Below are 21,166 nucleotides of genomic sequence, written 5' to 3' on the forward strand. Positions count from 1 at the left end.
AAGCAGCGTGGCCGCATGTCTTTTGGTGCCGGGTGCCCGGTGGTGAGAATGGCTCTGGTCGTGGGCTGCTGCGCATTATGGTGAGCCTGGCTTCCCGTTGGAAAGATTTGTCTTCCCAGAACACGACCGGGCTTGCGGTAACCCTTTCTCCATCGACCCGTTCCCAGGAGCTATGAGATGGCCCACTTACCGGTATTGGATCCATTGGCAGCCTTCGTGGATGTCGGCAGCGAGCAGATGTATGTGTCGATTGCCGGGGGGGAGCCGAAGGTCTTCGGCACGTTCACGGCACAGCTGCATGAGCTACGTGACTGGCTGTTGTCGCAGAAGGTGAAGTCGGTGGCCATGGAGGCCACGGGGATCTACTGGCTGCCTCTGTACAGCGTGCTGGAAGCCGCGAAGCTACAGGTGCTGATGGTCAACGGTAAGCACACCCGCAATCTGCCGGGTCGCAAGACGGATATGAAGGATTGCCAGTGGGGAGCGACGTTGCACGCGCACGGACTCTTGCGGGCAGGCTTCGTGCCCCCAGCCGAGATCCGGCGCTTGCAGGATTACCTGCGATTGCGTCAGGACCACATCACGCTGGCCGCAGGGCATGTGCAGCATCTGCAGAAGGCCTTGGAGCGGATGAACATCAAATTGCACGATGTCATCAGCAACCTGGTGGGCCGCAGCGGCATGGCGGTGATCCGGTCGATGCTCGAGGGTGAACGCGATCCTGAGCGACTGCTGGCTTTGTGCGACGTGCAGATCCGCCAGCAGAAGGCCGAACGGATCAAAGCCTCTCTGCAAGGGACCTGGGCCGAGGAGCATCTGTTCGCGTTGCGCCAGGCGCTGGAAAGCTGGGAGCACTACCAGCGTTTGATCAGGGCTTGCGACCAACAGATCGAAGCGGTGCTCCGTTCGATCGACGTCGATCCTCCGACGTCGCCGCCGTCCAAGGCGCACAAGCGAGGCGGTGCCAATGCACCCCAGATCGATGACCTGCATCCGATGCTGGTGGCTCTGTGTGGAGGCAATGATCTCACCGTGCTTCCCGCCCATACGGACTACAGCGTCCTGCAACTCATAGGTGAAGTGGGAACCGACCTGACCCAGTGGCCGACCGAGAAACACTTCACCGCTTGGGCCGGGCTGGCCCCCGGGAGTCATCAGAGCGGTAAGCGCCAACGCTCGGCCAAGCGCAGGCGTAATCGTGCTGGGCGCCTGTTTTGCGTCATGGCCCGCAGCCTCGCCCGCAGCAAACACATTGCGCTGGGCGGTTTTTACCGTCGGATGGCGGGTCGCCGAGGTGGATTGATCGCCAATATCGCCCTGGCGCGCAAACTCGCGGCGCTGTTCTGGCGCGTCATGGTCAAAGGATTGGACTATGTCGAACACGGACTCCAGTACTACGAGGCACAGGCGCTGGAAACCAAACAACGTTCCATGCGTCGACTCGCCAAGCAGCTCGGGTTCTCCGTGACGCCTATCCAGACTGAAGCTCAAAATGCTTCTGCCTGAAAGTTGAGGAAGAACGATATGACGACCGCCCAATCTCCCCCCTGATCATCCCCCTGTCGAGGAGAACTCGGAGGGGGTTCATGGAAAGGAGCGAGGGACTAGCGTCTCGAACCAGAACCACGGCCCCGGCGCCAACCTCCAATCCCCCCAATGCTTGCTCCAGCCTGTAATTCGACGAGCGCCCATACGTCTCGGAGCCCGTAGAGGGGCAAGAATGGCGTTTACAAGGATCACGTAAGCTGAGTGAAGAACCGATTCACCTATGTGAGCCGTCTCTCGGTAGAACAAGGGGAAGGAAGAAACGGGTGCAAAGCGGCGTGGCTAGGGCAAGAAGGGACTTTTCGAGGGTGAATGCGAGCTCGGAAAGCTACCTTTTTTAAACTAAAAACACCACTTTTGCTGCTGTTCAACCAATTTGCAAATAAATGTAATGAAAAGTACCATCCAAACGTTCCAAAAAAGCGGCCCATCGTTTCATTCAGGTCACGATCGAGAGTCACAGCGCCGACACGGAGCAGAGCCCCCTCTCGTACTCATGCACACGCCCAGACGCAGGACGACCGATGGATGCTCCTTCGATATGCAATGTGCCGGACAACAACAGCCTTGGTAATAAGCACGATGATCGATGAATCACTGCTGGACGATATACGACAGCTCAATCTCTCGTACCTGATGCTGGTGCAGAGGATGATTCGGGACGACCGGACCCTCGCCATTTTTCGCCTGAAGCTCACCCCGGCGATGGCTGACGCGCTCGTGGCCGCCCCCCTCAGCCAGCTGGCCAAGCTGGCCAACTCCAACCAGCTGCTGTGCCAACTGACGATACAGGACACGGCAAGTTTCAATCGCCTGGTCGAAGAAACTCCCCACGAAGACGTTCAGCGCACGCACACGGCACTGCTCCTGGCAGGCAAGCAGCACGTCGCAGCCCAGCCAGCGCAAGCAGAGATTCACCATGGCTGACCGCAGCCTGCTTGGTGAGATGCGCCAGATCCAGCTCGCGATAGAGCTGATAGAACTAGGCGCCAGACTCCAGGTACTCGAAACGGAGACCAGCTTGAGCCGTGGGCGGTTGATCAAGCTCTACAAGGAAATACATGGGGTCTCCCCGCCCAAAGGCATGCTGCCATTCTCGACCGACTGGTTCGTGACCTGGCTGCCCAACATACATTCGTCGCTGTTCTACAACATCTATGAGTCACTATCGCTGCTCGGCACAGAGACGCGAATGGCCACCATGGTCAAGGCTTACCGGCTCTATCTGGAGCAGGTATCGATGCTCGAAGACAGGGAGCCGGTTCTAGGCTTGACGCGCGCCTGGACGCTCGTGCGCTTCTTCCAGAGCGGGATGATGCAGCTTTCGGTTTGCCGCCGCTGCGGCGGCCGCTTCGTCGCCCATGCCCACAGCATCGATCACGACTACGTATGCGGAATCTGCCAGCCTCCATCGCGCGCGGGAAAGACGCGCAAAGCGGCACAGCGAGCGAAGCGTACCTGACGCCTCGTCACTTCCCACCCGAGCTACTTGCCTCATCCACCATGCCATCCACCATGTAGAGCCAGGCGAGCAATTCGGCGACTGCCCGATACAGCTCCGCCGGAATTCGCTGGTCGACATCCAAGCGCATCAACAGCCCCACCAGTTCCGGAGAACGATGGACGTGGACATCGTGACGCATCGCGAACTCAATGATCTGCTCGGCGACCGATCCATAGCCTTTCGCAACGACATGCGGCACTTCGCCATCGTCATGGCGTAACGCCACCGCGCGCTCGACACGCTCGCTCATAGCCCCGCCTCTCTCGCTTTTACATTGAGCGCTTCCACACTCAGGGCGGACAGCGCGAGCCCTTGGCCGTCTAGTCCAGCCTCGAGCGTCTTCCCACCGTCGGTGAGCGCGACGCACGCCGCTTCGCTCGCGCCGTGCAATTCGATACGCAGCCCGTCCGAATACCTGCCAATGCTAGCCTCCACCCTGCCCAGCGCGGGCAGGTCGACAGTTATCCTGGTCTGCCAGCGCAGGCTCTCCGACGGCTGGCCATCCCCCTCTACATCCTCACCGCTTTCCGGCCCGCTCTCGCCTTCTTCCTCACTGAGGAATATCTCAAGGCTGGCGACGACTCCCGCATGGAGCGGAAACTGCAGCCTGAGCGGCTCCCCTCCAAGCAGCTCCAACTGATGACGAACGATCGGGGCGAGATCATCCTCCACGGCCGAGCCGGACTCAGCGGCCCTCCTCGCCTGGGGCTCATGCGCAAGCCTCGTAAGCGGCCATTTGTCCATGAGCGCCAAGGCCAGATGGCGCTCATAGAAGAGCCCGCTGTCGATCACACCCTCTCGCAACGAGCTGGCTATGGTGCCGGCATCCAACCGCATCGCTGGGAGCGAGCGGGAGCCCTCCAAGCCATCGACCAGTTCAGCTTCAGCCGAAAGTTGAGCAGAAGCGGCGACCGATGCGTGCGTCCGGAAAAACCCAGGCAGCGGCATGACCGATGCTGGCTGCGGAAACTTCCCCAGCACCTGGGCGATGGCGCGCGCCTCTCGACTGAGATTCTCCCTTTCGCCTCTCGATGATTGGTTCCTGTCAGCCGCATCACCGCCGGTATCAGCGCGCGATTCACCCGGCCCAACACCACGGCTCACGCTTTGCGAAGGAGCATTCGATGACGCCAGACTGCCCCCTCCCGGTTCTCCGCGGAGCTGCCCTTGCACCTCGCTCGCCCCACTTACCACCATCGGCCCACGAGGCGGCAACGCGTGCCGCTCCAACTCGCCACGCCGCCCGAGCACGTGATGCAGCAAAGTGTCGATCAGCGGCGAGATGGTGGACATGGCTCACTCCTGAAAGCGCTGGTAGGCGATCCCCGCGCGCTTGGAGGCATCGGTATGTCGCATCAATCCACGCAGTTCTTCCCTGCGCAGTCGCAAGTAATTTCTGATTTCAGCATCGTTGGCGATGATCTTCGCGACCAGCTCCCGGCGCTCGAGACGCACGGCGAACGCTTCCTCGATCGCTATGTCCGCCTCCATCACCGCTTCCAGTTGGATCAGGTACCCCACTCCCTCATCGATCAACTCATCCCAGCATTGCTCCCTCGCCAGACCTAGCATCACATCGGTCCGAGCCAGAAGAGAACGGTATCGCTCGTTGAGATCGAGGCTCACGAGTTGGCGGCTATCGGGCGGCATGGCATTAGGCGCCTGGGGCAATTGCACGCCAAGCTCCGCCTATATCACCGGCAAGCTGCTCGACGTGGCCAAGTAGATCGAGATCGTTACTTGCATTGACCTTGACCAAGCTATGCGACATGTAGGCGTAGAGTCGCTCCAGATCCTCCCCGATCACTCCCTTCTCGACGTCCAAGGCCGCCCTCAGGCCTTCGTCGATGATAGCGATCGCCTTGGACAGCATTGCCCCTTTCATCGCGATGTCACCCTGCTCAATGGCCCAGCGAGCTTGAAGAATGGCCTTGTCCAGGCCATCGAACAGCAAGACGATCAACTGGTGAGGAGACGCGCTCATTACTGCCGTTTCGAGCCCTACCCGGGCATAGGCCTGAGCACCTCTGCGAATTTGCATCATATTCACCCTGTAGGCACTTTCGATCAGAATAGCCGAGCGGGGAAACCGCTCATGCGGCAAGCAACGCGTCCACAAGCCCGCTTCTCGATGATTAATCCTGCGGTTTGTCTGAAAAGCACCTGCGCTCGAAAATACAGAACCAAAAGAGCCTCAATATAGGGTGAGCTCGCCGAACCGCCCTCAGGTGCGAACGGTAAAGAGTTCGTGGAAAGCACCCATGGCACGCAAATGGTCGATCAACCCGCCCGTAGCGAGCACCCGAGGAACCAGAGCAGCCAACAAGCCCGTTCGCGTCCTTCGACTCGCTTCGCTTGCTCAGGATGCTCGGATAGCCGACGAGGAAAGAGCCACCCAGCCCGTTCGTAGTGAGCGCCCGAGGAACGAGGGCAGCCAACAAGCCCGGTCGTGTCCTTCGACTCGCTTCGCTTGCTCAGGATGCTCGGATAGCCAGCGAGGAAGGAGCCACCCAGCCCGTTCGTGGTGAGCGCCCGAGGAACGAGGGCAGTCGAACCACGACTCGTCGCCAACCTCGAACCCCTCCCCCATACCTCTCGACAATCACCCTGCTGCAATTGTCAGTTATTGCTATTGAGTGCATCGAACTGCTGGGTCAGCTGGCTGGAAAGGTTGGTCATCCTCGACATCATCTGGTCGAGCGCGACGAACTGCCTGCGATAGCGCTCCATGGTGGCATCGATGCGCGTAGACATGGTGTCGTATTGCTGCCCCAACCTATCGAGCTGGGCCTCGAGGCCAGTGGTGGCAGTATTGATCAGTCCGCTGCTGCCATCCAGCATGCCCTCGAGCGTACTCGAAAGCCGCCCAATCAGGCCCCCGCTGTCACCGCTGCCCATCAACGTCTGAGACACCGCGTCGATGTCCGCCGATAACGCAGCGCTCAAGACGGCGTCATCGATCTCCAGGCTGCCATCGAGCTTGGTGGTGATTCCCAGGGTCTCCAACGAGCCGAGCTGGGCATCCGCCCCCAGCGCCGAACGTAGCTGCCCCTGGATGGAGCGCAGCGCTGAATTGCCCACCAGCGCGCCGCTGTTGGAGGGGTCTTCCGGATTGGTCCTGCCCAGTGACGCGGCGAGCGACAGATAGTCGTTGTAGGCACCGACGAACTCTTCGACCGCGGCCTTGATCGCGGAAGTATCGCTGGCAATCGTGAAGACTTGGGGCTGCCCATCAGTCACCGATTTAAGGGTAATGTCCACCCCATCGATCACCCCTTGGATCTGGTTGCTACCCTGAATGATCTGGATACCATTCAAAGTGAACTCCGCGTCTTTCGCCGCTACCTCAGCGGTACGATTCTCCACCGCGAACAGCTGGGTAAGATCCTCCGTGGACCCAGCGGCCGGCGTAAAGGCGACGGTGCCTATGGCATTCGCACTGCCGGTCTCCCGCGAGGTCAGTACCAGGCTGTAGCTCTCCTCCCCGCCGACACCGCTACGGCTGTTGACGATCGCCGCCGTAAGGCCCAGGGGGTTACCATCCTCGTCCCGCTGGGCATTGATCGCATCGCGAATCGACTCGAGCGTGGCGTCCTGGAGTTCGATCGACACCAACTGGTCTCCGACCCCCAGGGTGAGACTGCCGCTACCGAGCGTTTCAGTCTTGCTGGACACCGTGGCGGTAGCGATGGAATGAGCTGACGCCAGCTGGGAGACCTGCACTTCATAACGTCCAGCCTGAGCGTCCGAACCGGTAGATATATCGAAGGCCGAATGCTCACCGCTGCTTGCCGTTGCGCTGTAAAGAGAAGCATCGCTCAGCCCGGCCGCCGCCTCCTGGAGCCTTTCCAGCGAGGTGGCCAGGGTGCCGAAAGCCGATATCTTCGTCTGGGTACTGCTTTGCCGAGTGGCAATAGGGGTGAGCTTGCTCTCCTCCGCGGTGCGCAGCTGTGCCAGCAAGCTAGTGAGGTCAAGCCCCGAACCCACGCCCAGTGAGGTTATCGTCGATGCCATGTCGATGTCCCAAGCAAGTCATTGGTGGAATTTTCATTCCCATGACATGGCTATCGGCATGGTGCGATAAAGGTTTAACCCTTTATCACGGATGAATTCGAATCAGGAAATATGGATCAAGCGGAGGCGGGAGCGGTGTCGGCTGGTGGAGCAGAGAAAGCGCACGGCGGCCACTGCTGCGGCCGCCTAGGCACACTATCGGGTGGGTAACGATGCATCTCGGGGGCGGGACTTGGTCTCTGGCGTTTCGGCAACAGCACTTTCCCCATTCTCGGCCAGCTGAGCCGCAAGCAGGTCGTACTCAGCGTCGTTGTCTACCAGCTTGACGCCAGACAAAGGCACGCGACAGGCCAGGGCAGTACGAGCAACATCGGCACGGTGCTCCTCGACGGCTACGGCCTGCAGGCGCTTGCGACTGGGCGAAAAGAGACTCAGGACAACCCAAAGCACCACCGCGCCGAGCAGCCAGTAGAGCAGGTCGAAAGGCAAGCGGGAAAGATAGTCTCCACCGGAAAAGATCAGGGTTGCCACCAACCCCGAGCCCGAAGCGAGCAGGCACCACGTCCAGTTGGGTATACCCAACCAACGATTGGCGCGCACCAACGCTCGCCGATAGTAACGCAGGGAAAAAGCGATGGGGACCGGCCGGGACATCTGAAATCCTTGTTGCATGAAGCGCCAGATACTCGTTGAAGCAGCAATGTGAAAGCGCCCACGACCACGGACCACATTCCACTCACGCTTGTTACTCATACGATAGCTATTTTACCCACTTTCACAACAAGACTTGAACCAAATCATGCAAATCCAAAAAAAATGTCACAAAAACAAATAGTTACACCGCACCAAAATCAATCCGCCCGCCTGTCCCGCGACCACAGGACCCCGACCTCATCCCGCCTCCGCCCCTGAACTGTCTGGCCTTTCACTTCCCATCGGCGCCAAAGGCGCTAGTACAAGAGGATCACCCGCGCTCATTGCCAGGTCTCATTTGAGCAAATCCACCAATGGAAGGAGGGCCAGACCGGGTAGACCAAGCAAAAGAAGTGCGCAGCGGAGGTTACAAGAAGTGAATGAATACCTCGGGAATTTTTCAACGTAGCATGTAATTATCGAGCCACCGATTTCTCTTCACATCGATTTTTTCCCCGGAGATTTCTTTCATAGCGGTTTCTTTTACGGCGTTTTCTTTCACGTTAATGGAGACTGGCTCAACAGCCTTTCCTCTCCGAGCCTTATCGATGGATCTGCACGAAGCCGGATATTTCGGCCATTCTGAACGAGTTGAAGAACCTCTGAGCCCCCCCGCGCGGGCTAAAGCGGCGAACATCGAATTCGACGATTAATCAAAAATTTCTTTGGCAATAAGCATTTAGCCAAAAAAATCAACACCATGCGCCTGCCTGGCGATGGCGCCTGTTTTGTTAGCAACCTGCTTTTCTGGCCAAAACATCACCTCCTGTTTCAAAAACATCTCATAACGTATCATTTCCATATCTTTGCGTGCCATGCTCGATCGCTTTTAGTTACATTTTAATCCTTATGTAAAACACGGAAAACATGTTTAATGACAGTGAAAGATTTATCACACTAATCTCGTCACTGCGGCGATCGCAATCCCCTATCTTTCAGCAAAGTGGGCGGTGACTGACATTTTTTTCATCTAGCATGACGCTCTGCAGCAAGACATCAGCGGTGTATTTAACCCAACAAACGGGGTGGTCGATACCGGGTTACCGGATAAGACGGCACGCACGCCATCCTGACGGAGTAACGATGGCACATTCGGACAACAGAATGACGCAGAACAATACGAAAACCCTGAAGGATAGAAGCCAACGCTATTCATTGCCGGTACAGCGTTTCGAGAAGCTGCAAACCATTCTCAGATGTTCGGCGTTGTCGCCCCAGCTGCGCGATAACATGCCACCGGAAGCCCTTGAGTGGTCGGCTTATGCGCACTATTTCGGCAAGCTGATCACCGGGATGATGGCGCTCAGCCCGATGAGGCTGAACCGTAGCCTGGAGCAGCGATTCAGTGCACCCGATCACGCACTCATCATTATCGTCGTTTCCGGCATGGTGGTGTGTCGCTGCTATGGCAACACGACCAGTCTATTACCCGGCGATGTACTCATCCAAGATCTCTCACAACCCATCGACCTCGATATCATCTTACCTCCTGATAGAGAACAAGCCGAATTCCAGTTCATTTTCATTCCTCGGTCATCGTTGGATTTCAACATAGACATCGGCAGCCTCCACGGCCACTCACTGACGGCCGCGAGTCCGCTCAATCGGCTTCTGCGGCAAAACTTCTCCAGTATGCTGGAGCTGTTCGATGCAATGAATGATGAAGAAATAATGACGATCGGCAAAAGCGGCCTATCCGTTCTTCTCAACATCTTAGGCCTGGTAAGCGGGAAAGAAGTGCTCAACCTGATAGAGAAGGGTTCGACATTGGAGAAGATATGCCTCTACATCGAAGCAAATCTCGCCACCCCGATCAGCATTGATGAACTATGCCGCAAATTTGCCCTCTCCCGCACCAGCCTCTACCGCCTCTTCGAGCCATTAGGCGGCGTCGCGACCCATATCCGCAACAGGCGCCTGGCCATGGCCGCACGTATGTTCAGAACGCCCTCCATGGCGCATTTGACCATTGCCGCGATAGCCCGGCGATGCGGGCTGGAAGTGCATGTACTGCGCCACCATTTCACCACACTGTATGGCACCTCACTGCGCGGGCTGCGCAAGAAGATGCTCGACGGCACCGCCTCCGGCGGCAATGACCAGAGCGAGCTGATGAACTGGATGAGCAGACTATGAAGCTCCCCGACCCGACCTTGCCGACACCCTGATTGGCCAGAGCACCACGGCAGATAGGGCGAGGACCGGCAAGACACCCTCGTTCCTCGCCGTCCCTTGCGAATCATCATCTCGAACGAGCCATCCTTTCATTCCAGACTCAAGCGCGATTGGATGGTGCCACAGAAACGCCACATGATCGAATGACCAGGATCACGCTCAGCACCGCCAGAAACGACGACGCCTCGTCCACTCAAAGAATGGACGAGGCGTCGTTGGATATAGACCTGTGCGAATTAACTCAGAAACAGCCATACCGAGTACACAGCAATATGAACATACAGGCATATCAAAATCGATATTACTTATCCGCGGGATCTCAATAGAGAGCAGACTGCAGCCTTGCATAAGCGCAATGCCGCGAATCGCCATTCCGCAAGCCACTTACTTAGCACGATAACTGTTGAAATAAATATTCATGCCCCTATTAGAATCAACTTAAAAACCTGGTCTTTAGTCATCTATAGTAAATTCATACATCTAATAAAATGAATAGCGTCCCTATGCCCATATCGAATAGGTCAGCCAATGCATTTTTTCTAAATGCTCCAAACGTCCCAGTTAATCCCAAGAGAACAACTTAGATACAAAGAAACTCCCACGTCACGGCGTGCCTAGCACGAATATGATGCCCCTAGCTCAGCGAGCCTAGCGGTAGCGACGTTGATCACGGACTTTGCCGACATACAATTTGTACATTCCGGAGCCGGGGAGACCGACTCATAAAATGAACGAGTAACATACCCCAAAGGAATACTTTACTTCCTGTGGGAGTCCGAAGGCAACATTTCGTGGGCATGCACTATAACCATTTAGTAAATCCTACTCGGTACACAGGACCGTTATCCAAGGAGCGGGCCGATGCCCTAGCCTCCCCTCTACGGCAACGGAGGCACTATACGCTTTCTTGGTAACTTGCTCTGATCGCGTGCGCATTCCTCGGCGACCTTTATCCGTCCCAAACAGATTTTTTCTGCAATAAATGCAGAACAGAGAGATAAAAATATAAGGAAAAATAACTAATTAATCTACTTCTTAGCTACTTAAGTCGATTTGAAATTTCTAAAATCCATTTTTTATTGATAATAAATATAGTGGGGCGACTTTTTCTGCCCCTCTAACAGAGAGGTGGCTAGAATCAAAAAAATTGGCTCCATATTTATCTGCTCTCACGCATTCATCTTCGCAGAAAATATTATAGCCTTCCACAATAGATATCTTATTTTGCCCTTCAAATGTTCTAAGAAAAGAAATTGCAGAATAATTCTGTTGCTCAAATGATGACTTCGAAATTGTACTCGTATCTTTATTTCTAAGCATAATAGACCTAACCATATCCTGAGGAGCTCCAACAATTGCGGATGGATATGGCATTCCAATCACAACATTTTTCCCAGCCGCCGTTAATCGAGAAACAGTCAAGCGAAAATCTTGCTCTAACTCTTCAAAATTATCCTTATAGAAATCAGCGCTCCAGTATGCTTGAAGTATTACATATCTTACAGCAGTATCTGCGATAATAGATTCCAAAATCGTATCGTTGTACACTCCACAATTTGGACGCCGAATATGGCTAAAACCTGCAACCGGAGGGCACGCCGATGATGTCACTTGTTTAAGGGATCGCCCTTCTTGTTTAAGTGCCTCACCCAGCGCGTAGGCTAACTCAACGCCATGGCTATCTCCCCATAGCACCGTATCAGGGCTCACGTTCGCACCAATTACGCATGCGTCATAATAAGAAATTGCCCTGGATCCAGACGAGTGGCATTTTGATCGTAAAGGGCTAAAATCATCAACATTGTTTTCCGCTGCTACGGCCTCAGGAGCAAGTCGGAATGAGGCACCATCAGAATAAACAATTGAGAAACTCACTAATGTCACGAGCACCATAGCCGCTCCTGTCATTGTGAATACTCTTTTAGAATTTTTTCGCCAAATTCTTCCCCTTGTTGTTTTCTCAATATACATCCAGCTTAATATTGCAACCCAAAAAGCAATAGCAACAAGAAATAGTTTTTCCCCGATTGTCCTATCAAACCCAAACGCTAAGCCCGCATATACAAAAATTGGCCAATGCCACATGTAGAGAGAATATGATATTTGGCCGATGAAAACAAATGGCTTTGTTGACAATAACATATAAACCGGACCATTTCTTTGCTCTCCGGATAAAATGATAAGAACTGCTCCCAACACAGGCCAAATTGCATTAAATCCAGGAAAAAGACTACTCTTATCTATTAACAACATTGCTAGAATTATCATCATAAGCCCAGATAATCCTAAAAGCCCACTAATAGTCCGACTTTGAATTTTGGGAACCATTCCCAAAGCGAGCATTGAGCCCGCCATTAATTCCCACGCTCTGAACGGAATCAAATAGAATGAGGCTGATTGAAAGTTATCTGTCAATACTAGCGCAAAAGTAAATGACACGACAAACAAGGATATAACAATTATTTTCGATGCATTTTTTTTGATTGGAAAAATAATGATAACGATAGAGCCAAGGGGAAAAAAATATAAAATTGTTCTTCAACACCTAGAGACCATGTATGCAACAGAGGAATTGTAAATGATGATGCTGAAAAATAATCCTCCGTCCAAAAGAAAAATATGTTTGAAATAAAAAATACTGCTGAAAAAATACTTTTTGCTAGGTCAGAATACTCATCTGGGGTATTCACAACCCAACCAATGATAGTGCAAAATAAAAGGACACTGATCAAGACAGGCAGCAATCTATCAATGCGCTTACGATAAAATTCAGAAATGCTGAATTCTCCTTCTGTGATTTTTCCATATATTATCTTTGTGATCAAATAACCGGATATAACAAAAAAAACATCAACTCCAATAAAGCCACCAGGAAAAAGCATTATCCCAACGTGAAAAAGAACTACCGGAACTACTGCAATAGTTCTAAGCCCATCAATATCAGCGCGATATTTCATGAAGCAAGCCTCTGATAATATTTTTAATAAACACTAGATATATATTTAAACCATAATGGGTTTTATCAGGCGCTTTAGTCTCTAATCAACTAATAGGGCGTTTTCAAAAAACTTATGAAAGTATATTTATCTTATCAACATAGCACCTTCATAAAATTGAAATGATCAAATAAGAATACCAAAAGTTATTAATCAGTAACAGCCTTATGATTGATTTTCATGAATTGAATATAGCTTTTATTTTCAATGAATACAGTTCCCGAATTAACACTATAGTCTCAATTCAAAAATCTTCCAGGTGGACTCTGTTAAGGATGTGGCCATTAAGCCCAATCTATCACGCATGACCTACCTCCTGGCCGACCTGGAGGAAAAGCACAGTGCTCGAGCCCAATCAGGGAGCATTACCGTCGCCCGATGACAGTCTATTCGCCTTAGATTACTTCCCCTTTTTCCCAGGCGAATCTCTTCCGGCAATATAAAGGTCGTGAGATTAGGCTACAATCGAAAGACTAGAATAACCAGTTCAAGCCGAAATGCTTCAAACCTTATTCAAACAGTTACCTGAAAACCGAGGTGAATAATACGCACAAGGGCGAAGGCAAAGCTTATCTGTCTATCCGCCGCTGTCACCCAAACTTCAAAGCTCGTCCTCGCTAAGCTACCAGGCGAACCAGGATAGCGGCCCTTTTGCAGGAAAGCACTTGACCCAACCACTGCGTCACGTCCTCACGGCATCGACTGAAAGCGATGTGCAACTCGACAAACAGATAGCACTGATTATGCAATCCTTAACGCGCTAAGTTATTTATCCTCGGCATCGCATCAAGCTTCAGCTGCCCTAGTCTACGATTCATGAACTGCCAGTTAGAGCAGTGAATGAATCAGACATTATGGGAAAGTATAATAAAGTCCTCCCAAAGATGCCAACCAAAGTAAGCTACCAACCATCTCAAAGTTCTCTAAGGCTACAATAGCAGCGACTCCTTAGAAGTATTGAGAGACAAAAATAGAGTAAGGTGATCTGAAAATTAAATGTTTCACTCAGAAGCTGATACTTGTATCGGGAACAATGTCGTGCAGTGCATCACGAAATAGTGCCTGGACGCGCGCCAACGCTTGCGCGTTCTTGCCCTCGAAGCGCAACACCAGCATTGGTGTGGTATTGGAGGCGCGGCATAGCCCCCAGCCATCAGGATAGTCGACGCGAATCCCATCGATAGCAGTCTTGGTCGCTTCGGCACCGAAATCGACTTCCCGCGCCAAGCGTTCGACGATGGCGAACTTGTTCTCGTCGGTCACTTCGACGTTGATCTCCGCGGTGCCGAGATCCTGTGGGTAGCGAGCAAAGAAGGCATCGGCATCCTGCTGCTGGCCGCTGAGGATCTCGAGCAGCCGTGCGGCGCAGTAAAGACCATCATCGAAGCCGTACCAACGTTCCTTGAAGAAGATATGCCCGCTCATCTCACCGGCAAGCAACGCCCCAGTCTGTTTCATTTTCGCCTTGATCAACGAGTGGCCGGTCGGCGACATTTCTGGTACTCCTCCCGCCCGCTCGATCAGTGCAGGCAGATTGCCGGTGCATTTGACGTCGAAGATGATCCGCGCGCCGGGTTCACGCTCGAGCAGGTCTTCGGAGAAGGCCATCATCAGGCGATCGGGAAAGATCACCTCCCCCTTTGGCGTCACCACGCCAAGGCGATCACCATCGCCATCGAAGGCCAGGCCGATGTCGGCGCCAGTCTCGCGCACCTTGATAATCAGATCCTGCAGGTTCTCGAGCTTGCCGGGATCGGGATGGTGATTGGGGAAGTGACCATCGATCTCATCGAACAGCGGGATGGTCTCCATGCCAAGGCGCGCCACCAACTGCGGGCCAAGCTCCCCGGTCACGCCATTGCCACAATCGACCACAGCCTTGAGCGGACGTCCAATCTCAATACCAGAGAGGATGCGTTCGAGATAGGCCGGACGGACATCGTGCTGGCGGAGCGGGCCGTCGCCGGTGGTGAAATCCTCCGCCTCGATACGCAGATGCAGATCGGTGATCGCCTGATTGGCCAGGGTCTCACCAGCGAGTACGATCTTGAAACCGTTGTAATCGGCAGGGTTGTGGCTACCAGTCACCGCCACGCCTGAGCGGGTACCCTCGAGCGTAGCGGCAGCAAAATACACCACAGGTGTCGGTACCATGCCAACGTCGATCGCCTCAACGCCCGCCGCGCGAATGCCCTCGATCAAGGCGCCAGCCAGCTCAGGCCCGGAGAGCCGACCGTCACGCCCCACCACGATCGACTGCTCACCACGCCGTCGAGCCTCACTGCCGATGGCCTGCCCGAGCAGACGCACACCGTAGGTGGAAAGGTCTCGTCCTACGACACCGCGGATATCGTAGGCGCGAAAGGCGGAAAGCGGGATGGTGGTTCGGGTCATCAATGAAGATCCTGATTACATGGAAAAAACGTACGTGCCTCAAGCTACGGGCTGCAGCGAATCGGCGCGACCGAGCGCATGATAGAGCACTCTCGCCGCCTTGACCGTCGCCAGATCGTCGAGATTGCGACCATTGATCAATACAGGCGAATGGAGCCGCTGTCTGAACTAGCCAAAGCGGGCCGCACAGACTGCTTTCAGTTCGGTGCAGGTCAATAAAAGTATTTACCCCATCAGCACCACAAGGTCGAAGGGCCTGGGGAGCCTGGTAAACAAGACCTGACTGCAGCACTAATTTACACAGTCGGCAGCAGCCCGGCTGACATAGCCGATCTGTCTAGCCGAATGCGCCAGCGCATGCTTGGAGAAGCAGGAGCCGCTACTTATCCCTCTTTAATTTAGCCAAAAAGCAAGAAAATTTCTTTCGTCAAAAAAAACGCTGAACATAGTTACCCATCCAATGGATGATTTTTCAACAGACGGCCAACAAACAATGATGCTCCTTCTAAACTCCAATGATCTCCATCACTCCAATAAAACTCACTGCAGTTTATAAAATCATTATTCATATCCAATTTTATTACATCAACTTGAGATATGTACTCTACGTTCGAGCGCGTAGACATTGAAGCAATTTCCCTATCCAAACGATAGAAGACTTCCTCCAATCCGTTTCTTAAAGAATAATGAAAATTGCAGCCTCGCCTCATGACATAATTAAATCCAATATGTGGTTCTATTCTCGGCCCAATCCAAATAGCACGCGTATAGTTAGAGAGTTCATCCAAATAATCAATAACCTTATTTATATTATCTTGCTCTATGACAAAATTAGAAGCATCTACACTACCAAATTCCGGAATATCAGAAATAATTTGTCTACCTTGACGTCCATCATTGGTTTCTAAAAGATGAAATCCTGCTTGAGTATAAAGAACCTTATCAAAAACACCGGGATTTGTCTTAACAAATTCTAAGAAAGCCCCATACTGGCATTCTTCGCTCGGATCGTGTGCACGACAGCCACCAGAGGTGATACCGACGATAAAGTTTCCTTTATATTCTGAGTACATCCCGTTGAACAAATCAATGCTATGGCTATCTCCAATAATAGCTATACCTGATCCATATTGACGATAGCAATTTAAAATTTTTTCACTACGAGTCTGGTTCAGCACCTTAGCATTAAATTTACATGCTTGATCGTCAATAAAACCACGCTTCAACTTTTCTTCACGAGCTCCTTCGACCAGGTTATAAGTTGCTGCAATATCAGGATTTGCCTCTTGCCATGCACTCAATCTGCCATCAGAAAAATGTCCGTAGGCTCCAGCAGCGACAAAGGCACAAGTGAACAAACCTGTCGCTCTGAATACTGCAGCTCTAGAAGCAAAAATCTTTATTTGCTTTTTACGGAAAGGTTGTTCTATATAACGCCAGCTAAAGTAAGCCAGCGCAATGACCATTGCCGTCAGCGCCAACATGATAAGTTCAGAAGGATGAGTCAAGCTTCGAATACGCGAAAAAGCAAATATGGGTTGATGCCAGAGATAGGCACTGTAGCTAATAAGGCCAACTCCCACCAATACGCGAGTAGAAAGTAATCTACCTACCCATGTGGTAGGTGACGCATAAAGTATAATCAAACAGGCGCCGCTGACGGGCAGCAAAGCATATAAAGAAGGAAATGGTGTCGTCGCATCATAAAGGAAGATAGAAATTAAAATAAAAACAAAACCTAAAGAGGATAAAATGTTATTATTACGCAAAGAGCGGCCATGGCTTAGAAAGGCACAAATAGCTCCTGCTCCAAGCTCCCATGCCCTAGTAGGAAGCAAATAAAAATTTGCATCAGAATGGTTCCTCCACCCCCACTCAGAAAGCATTAAACTCAAACCAGAGAGTATCACAATCACATAAAAAATGGACCTTCGATCAAAACGCCACAACATTATCAATAGCAAAGGAAAGAAAATATAAAATTGTTCTTCGACCGCCAAACTCCATGTATGGAGCAATGGATTTTCTTCTGCATCTGGAGCGAAGTAATCTGCCTTTTGCCAAAAAAGAATGTTAGAGACAAAAAAGCTGACTGCAATAATTGCTTGAGAAAAGTCCTTGAACTGAGAAGGTACCATCCACATCCAAGCAAACGGTATACAACAAATCAGCACGAAAAAAAGTACAGGCAAAATTCTACGAGCACGTCGTTCATAAAATGTTTTTATTGAAAATTTCCCTTGATCCAAATCACTTAAAATAATTGTCGTGATTAAGAATCCGCTGATGACAAAGAACACGTCAACTCCAACATACCCTCCAGAAAAGATATTGAAGCCCGCATGGAAAAATATCACTGGAAGAACAGCAATAGCTCGTAATCCATCAATCTCTCTTCTGTACTTCATAACGTGTTCCTTTCATCCATTGTGAGTCAACAAATTATTTCAATCTAAAGAGGATGATTTATATGTTCTTGGATAAAGCGAAAGGTATAAAATTATTGTGAGCCTTAGTCACAAAGCAGGACATATACGGCAAGTATATAACCAACCATTAACTCCTTGCATCGAATAGAAAATTACTTTTGACTGTTAAGGTGATTAAGATCAACTTAATCATCAATGTATTCAATATGCATTTTTTCCAACAAAACCTTTGAAAAAGGTCAAGAATATAATTTTTATATCCAAGGCAAGAGACCAATTTTCGATATACCAAAGGTCGAACTTGACCCGCATTTGCATTTTCTCCAATGTGTCCGTTTCACCACGAAAGCCGCTGACCTGCGCCCAACCGGTGATGCCTGGCTTAACCTTGTGGCGTTTCATATAGGACTCGACCAACGCCTTGTAATGCTCGTTATGGGCCAAAGCGTGTGGTCTAGGGCCGACGATCGACATTCGCCCCTGGAGCACATTGAAGAACTGAGGCAGTTCATCCAGCGAGGTCTTACGCAGGAAAGCCCCGATCGGAGTGATGCGAGCATCCCCCTTCATCGCCTGAGTCACCTGTCCATCGTGCTCCTCATGCACCCTCATCGACCTGAACTTGTAGACTTTGAAGCGCTTGCCATTAATACCGGTCCGATATTGCTTAAAGATCACAGGCCCAGGAGAGGTAAGCTTGATCGCCAAAGCGATTAGCAAGCAGACCGGGGCAATCAAGATGCAAATGGCCAGGCCGATCCAAAAGTCCTCCAGCCGTTTAGCGATTCGCGCCTTGCCCAGCATCGGACTGGTACTCAGATCAATCGAGTAGAGACCGACAACCTCGCTCACACGATGGTTCAACAGCGGAAGGTCGCTCAGCTCAGGGAAGAAACGTATATCGGCGGTGAGATGTCGCAAGGTGAAGGTGATCTCTTTGATCGTGTCTCCCATATTCAGCGGCATGCAGATCCATACCTCATCCGCCTTGGTCGCTTCGACCCGGCGAGCAAGGTGATCCAACTCACGCTGCATCGGCTCACCTTTCATCCGCTGGTAGCCTGCGATCGAGTAGCCGGCGACCTGCTCACGACGCATATGGCGAGCGGTTGCAAGCAAAACAGGGCCCGGCCCTACAAGAAAGATCTTCCGGCGTACCGAACCGCTGAGCCGATACCTGGCCAGCCACACGCGAGCCACAATCCGCCCAGCCACGGCGAGGAAGAAAGAGATCCAAAGAGTAGAGACGATCCATAGGCGAGAGTATTCGCTGGAGAAATCCAGGAAATACAGCATCGAGGAAATAATTAGGGTTGCCGCTGTCCAGACCAGAAAAAGATTGAAGATCAAATGGCCTAGCCGCTTGGACTGCCAGCGGGCATAGTTTTCACCATAGCTATTGAGGATCAATATCAGCAGGATCATCACCGAGATGGCCAGCGTATAGCGATCACGAACCTCCATCTGCCCGAATCGCAAAGCCCAGGCCAGCCAACCCGCAAAGACCATCACGATGATGTCGTACACCGGTGCTACGACATGCAAGGGGATCCTTTCTATCCATCCGTTGATCAGTCTTGCTCTCATCGCATCCCTCCGAAGCCCTTTCGATCCCCAATTACCCATCTATAGGCGAACAGGGTTATATATTTACTTACCGATATTGCAATTAAATTAGACATTTAATTTATTCAAAATCAAGCGAGGACTTCCGAGTAGACCTTTTCAAGCTCCGACGTCATATGCTCCACGCCCCACGGCTCCAGATCCAATGCCTGGACATTCGCTCTCATCCGCGCATTGAGCTCTTCATCATTCAACAAATCGAGAATCGGCCTTTCCATTTGGGGAATATCATCGATGGGTACGGTAAAACCGGTCAGGCCATTCTTGACGATTACCTCAACACCAGGCAGTGCGGTAACCACAGCTGGAGACCCGCCCAGCGCATATTGGACAACCACTCGGGGCAACCCCTCCCGCTCGGAAGAAAGCACGCACACCCGGGCCGACTTTATCCAACGTTCGACATCATCCCGAAAACCAAGCAGCGCCACCCTACCTTGCAGCCCTAGCTCGACAAGCCGCTGCTCAACTCGCTGCCGATCAATACCTTCCCCAAGTACGGCGAAGCACGCCGATGGTCGCCCCTCGACAATGCGCTTGAAGACATCCAGAAACTCATAGACGCGCTTTCTGGGTTCTAACGCAGCCACCATCAGAACCAGATCGATGTTCTGGTCCGGGACATCAAAATGCTGGAGGACCTCAGCTGCCGACAAAGGCGCTGCGGTACGAAACTTATCGATATCCATACCGCTGGGAATCACCAGGTGCTTTTCTGGTTTGCCCACGTTGGACTCTATTCCCGCGGTCATCATCCCCTGGCTGACGTTGACATATTTGTCGGTAAAGGGCACCAGAGCCCGTTCCGCAACCAGATAGGTGATCTTTTCGACTCGCCCCACGTTGAGGAATGGCAAGATATGCACGCCATGTACGATACCTTTTACCCCGGCGACGCGGGCAGCAACCCTGCCGAGAATTCCGGCCTTGCTGGTATGGGTATGGACGATATCTGGGCGGATTCTACGCAGTAGCCGAACCATTTCCACCGTAGCCTTGATTTCATGAACCGGCGAAATCGCACGGCGCAGGGAGCCCACGCAGAGCTTGTGAATCCGAGGGTCGAGTCTCGCCAGCATTTCTTGGCGTACTTCATCACCATAGATGAGATAAACCTCATGACCATGTTCTGCTTGGGCATTGCAAGAGAGCAAGGTGTTCTCATCCGCACCACCACGAATCAATCGAGTGATGATATGCGCGATTCTCATGTATTTAATTCCTAATATTACAGTGGGTAAGCGAAAAATGTTTCGATCATCTACGATAAAAAGGCTGTCCTGTTATCCAAGTTGCCAGTTCTCTTAACCATCGAACAGTTGGTACATGAGTAATATTTAGAGCGATGATTACTACAAAAATACCTAGTATATAAAAATATACTGATAGATGAAATTTTTCACATACAATTGAATTAAAGACTTTTATCGCAGCCATACTCAGAACCCCTCCTAGGCCTAAGCCAGCCAAAAGTTCCAAGAGTGTGTGAAAAGAAAAATAATACCGCAGCGAACTAATTAACAATGAAATTATTATTGCAATAACAACTGAGACATATTGCCATTTTTTTGATTTTCCTTTCACGCAGATCCAAGCCAATAACGGAAACAGGAAGGCACTGCGAAAAGCATGTCCACTAATTCCCGTAAAATCATATTTAGCACCCATTCCATAAGCATAAAAAAGCAATTTAGAAATAAATACTAAAAATACTCCCATGCCGAAAAAGAATCCCAGCAAGCAGAATTTCAACTCTTTTTCTTTACAACAAAGATATACAACCAAATAGA

18 protein-coding genes are annotated in these 21,166 nt (G+C 51.7%); 4 read left to right on the plus strand and 14 right to left on the minus strand.

Annotated features, from left to right (window positions below; genetic code table 11):
- Positions 1-177: 177 nt before the first annotated feature.
- The 3 genes from A5892_RS13695 to flhC all read left to right on the plus strand — a co-directional run bounded on the left by A5892_RS13695 (position 178) and on the right by flhC (position 3,007).
- Positions 178-1,506 carry an IS110 family transposase gene (locus A5892_RS13695; RefSeq protein ID WP_064121411.1) on the plus strand — a complete coding sequence of 443 codons (1,329 nt, stop codon included), beginning with the start codon at positions 178-180 and terminating at the stop codon, positions 1,504-1,506.
- Between the two features lie 621 nt (positions 1,507-2,127).
- Positions 2,128-2,472 (plus strand): flagellar transcriptional regulator FlhD, encoded by a 345-nt coding sequence (gene flhD / locus A5892_RS20515; RefSeq protein ID WP_190295611.1) that lies wholly within the window; start codon positions 2,128-2,130, stop codon positions 2,470-2,472.
- The gene (gene flhC / locus A5892_RS13705) at positions 2,465-3,007 is read left to right on the plus strand and encodes a flagellar transcriptional regulator FlhC (RefSeq protein ID WP_027350616.1); all 543 of its coding nucleotides are present in this window, start codon (positions 2,465-2,467) and stop codon (positions 3,005-3,007) included. Before flhD ends, flhC begins: the two co-directional genes overlap by 8 nt.
- 7 nt (positions 3,008-3,014) lie before the next feature.
- Here the strand turns inward: flhC and A5892_RS13710 are convergent, their stop codons facing one another.
- The 7 genes from A5892_RS13710 to A5892_RS20520 form a co-directional block, all read right to left on the minus strand.
- On the minus strand, positions 3,015-3,299 hold the full coding sequence (locus tag A5892_RS13710) for an EscU/YscU/HrcU family type III secretion system export apparatus switch protein (protein ID WP_064123276.1): 285 nt from the start codon (positions 3,297-3,299) through the stop codon (positions 3,015-3,017).
- A complete protein-coding gene (gene fliK / locus A5892_RS13715; RefSeq protein ID WP_064123277.1) occupies positions 3,296-4,342 on the minus strand; it encodes a flagellar hook-length control protein FliK in 1,047 nt (348 codons plus the stop codon). The genes A5892_RS13710 and fliK overlap by 4 nt, the downstream gene beginning before the upstream one ends.
- Positions 4,343-4,345: 3 nt before the next feature.
- Entirely contained in the window at positions 4,346-4,621 is a 276-nt protein-coding gene (fliT, locus tag A5892_RS13720) for a flagellar protein FliT (protein ID WP_190295612.1), read from the minus strand.
- Positions 4,622-4,703: 82 nt separating this feature from the next.
- Positions 4,704-5,090, minus strand: a complete 387-nt coding sequence (gene fliS, locus A5892_RS13725) for a flagellar export chaperone FliS (protein ID WP_064124513.1) — start codon at positions 5,088-5,090, stop codon at positions 4,704-4,706.
- 578 nt (positions 5,091-5,668) lie between these two features.
- Complete coding sequence (fliD, locus tag A5892_RS13730; protein ID WP_064123279.1) at positions 5,669-7,063, minus strand: flagellar filament capping protein FliD; 1,395 nt, start codon at positions 7,061-7,063, stop codon at positions 5,669-5,671.
- Between the two features lie 195 nt (positions 7,064-7,258).
- Entirely contained in the window at positions 7,259-7,816 is a 558-nt protein-coding gene (locus A5892_RS13735; protein ID WP_150123555.1) for a hypothetical protein, read from the minus strand.
- 619 nt (positions 7,817-8,435) lie between these two features.
- Positions 8,436-8,573, minus strand: coding sequence for a hypothetical protein (locus A5892_RS20520; RefSeq protein ID WP_190295613.1), 138 nt, complete (start codon positions 8,571-8,573; stop codon positions 8,436-8,438).
- Positions 8,574-8,839: 266 nt separating this feature from the next.
- Between A5892_RS20520 and A5892_RS13740 the strand changes: the two genes are divergently transcribed.
- Positions 8,840-9,892, plus strand: coding sequence for an AraC family transcriptional regulator (locus A5892_RS13740; RefSeq protein ID WP_064123281.1), 1,053 nt, complete (start codon positions 8,840-8,842; stop codon positions 9,890-9,892).
- A 1,101-nt stretch (positions 9,893-10,993) separates the two neighbouring features.
- Here A5892_RS13740 and A5892_RS20295 read toward each other — a convergent pair.
- From A5892_RS20295 to A5892_RS20300, 7 genes are all read right to left on the minus strand, one after another.
- Positions 10,994-12,274 carry an acyltransferase family protein gene (locus A5892_RS20295; RefSeq protein ID WP_150123557.1) on the minus strand — a complete coding sequence of 427 codons (1,281 nt, stop codon included), beginning with the start codon at positions 12,272-12,274 and terminating at the stop codon, positions 10,994-10,996.
- A gap of 116 nt (positions 12,275-12,390) precedes the next feature.
- A complete protein-coding gene (locus tag A5892_RS19905) occupies positions 12,391-12,888 on the minus strand; it encodes an acyltransferase family protein (RefSeq protein WP_082890466.1) in 498 nt (165 codons plus the stop codon).
- A gap of 1,044 nt (positions 12,889-13,932) precedes the next feature.
- Positions 13,933-15,321, minus strand: coding sequence for a phosphomannomutase/phosphoglucomutase (locus tag A5892_RS13745; protein ID WP_064123282.1), 1,389 nt, complete (start codon positions 15,319-15,321; stop codon positions 13,933-13,935).
- Between the two features lie 449 nt (positions 15,322-15,770).
- On the minus strand, positions 15,771-17,729 hold the full coding sequence (locus tag A5892_RS19910; RefSeq protein WP_082890467.1) for an acyltransferase family protein: 1,959 nt from the start codon (positions 17,727-17,729) through the stop codon (positions 15,771-15,773).
- A 222-nt stretch (positions 17,730-17,951) separates the two neighbouring features.
- Complete coding sequence (locus A5892_RS13750) at positions 17,952-19,337, minus strand: undecaprenyl-phosphate glucose phosphotransferase (protein WP_064123283.1); 1,386 nt, start codon at positions 19,335-19,337, stop codon at positions 17,952-17,954.
- 110 nt (positions 19,338-19,447) lie between these two features.
- Complete coding sequence (locus tag A5892_RS13755; RefSeq protein WP_064123284.1) at positions 19,448-20,587, minus strand: glycosyltransferase family 4 protein; 1,140 nt, start codon at positions 20,585-20,587, stop codon at positions 19,448-19,450.
- A gap of 46 nt (positions 20,588-20,633) precedes the next feature.
- A complete protein-coding gene (locus A5892_RS20300) occupies positions 20,634-21,128 on the minus strand; it encodes a phosphatase PAP2 family protein (protein ID WP_150123558.1) in 495 nt (164 codons plus the stop codon).
- Between the last annotated feature and the right edge of the window lie 38 nt (positions 21,129-21,166).

Source organism: Halotalea alkalilenta, from assembly GCF_001648175.1.
In the GTDB taxonomy this organism is placed as follows: domain Bacteria; phylum Pseudomonadota; class Gammaproteobacteria; order Pseudomonadales; family Halomonadaceae; genus Halotalea; species Halotalea alkalilenta_A.

Bases quoted from the DNA above. Each gene is read 5' to 3' on its own strand.
- A5892_RS13695 (WP_064121411.1), top strand. From the start codon at position 178: ATGGCCCACTTACCGGTATTGGATCCATTGGCAGCCTTCGTGGATGTC.
- flhD (WP_190295611.1), top strand. From the start codon at position 2,128: ATGATCGATGAATCACTGCTGGACGATATACGACAGCTCAATCTCTCG.
- flhC (WP_027350616.1), top strand. From the start codon at position 2,465: ATGGCTGACCGCAGCCTGCTTGGTGAGATGCGCCAGATCCAGCTCGCG.
- A5892_RS13710 (WP_064123276.1), bottom strand. From the start codon at position 3,299: ATGAGCGAGCGTGTCGAGCGCGCGGTGGCGTTACGCCATGACGATGGC.
- fliK (WP_064123277.1), bottom strand. From the start codon at position 4,342: ATGTCCACCATCTCGCCGCTGATCGACACTTTGCTGCATCACGTGCTC.
- fliT (WP_190295612.1), bottom strand. From the start codon at position 4,621: ATGCTAGGTCTGGCGAGGGAGCAATGCTGGGATGAGTTGATCGATGAG.
- fliS (WP_064124513.1), bottom strand. From the start codon at position 5,090: ATGCAAATTCGCAGAGGTGCTCAGGCCTATGCCCGGGTAGGGCTCGAA.
- fliD (WP_064123279.1), bottom strand. From the start codon at position 7,063: ATGGCATCGACGATAACCTCACTGGGCGTGGGTTCGGGGCTTGACCTC.
- A5892_RS13735 (WP_150123555.1), bottom strand. From the start codon at position 7,816: ATGAGTAACAAGCGTGAGTGGAATGTGGTCCGTGGTCGTGGGCGCTTT.
- A5892_RS20520 (WP_190295613.1), bottom strand. From the start codon at position 8,573: ATGGCACGCAAAGATATGGAAATGATACGTTATGAGATGTTTTTGAAA.
- A5892_RS13740 (WP_064123281.1), top strand. From the start codon at position 8,840: ATGGCACATTCGGACAACAGAATGACGCAGAACAATACGAAAACCCTG.
- A5892_RS20295 (WP_150123557.1), bottom strand. From the start codon at position 12,274: ATGCTCGCTTTGGGAATGGTTCCCAAAATTCAAAGTCGGACTATTAGT.
- A5892_RS19905 (WP_082890466.1), bottom strand. From the start codon at position 12,888: ATGAAATATCGCGCTGATATTGATGGGCTTAGAACTATTGCAGTAGTT.
- A5892_RS13745 (WP_064123282.1), bottom strand. From the start codon at position 15,321: ATGACCCGAACCACCATCCCGCTTTCCGCCTTTCGCGCCTACGATATC.
- A5892_RS19910 (WP_082890467.1), bottom strand. From the start codon at position 17,729: ATGAAGTACAGAAGAGAGATTGATGGATTACGAGCTATTGCTGTTCTT.
- A5892_RS13750 (WP_064123283.1), bottom strand. From the start codon at position 19,337: ATGAGAGCAAGACTGATCAACGGATGGATAGAAAGGATCCCCTTGCAT.
- A5892_RS13755 (WP_064123284.1), bottom strand. From the start codon at position 20,587: ATGAGAATCGCGCATATCATCACTCGATTGATTCGTGGTGGTGCGGAT.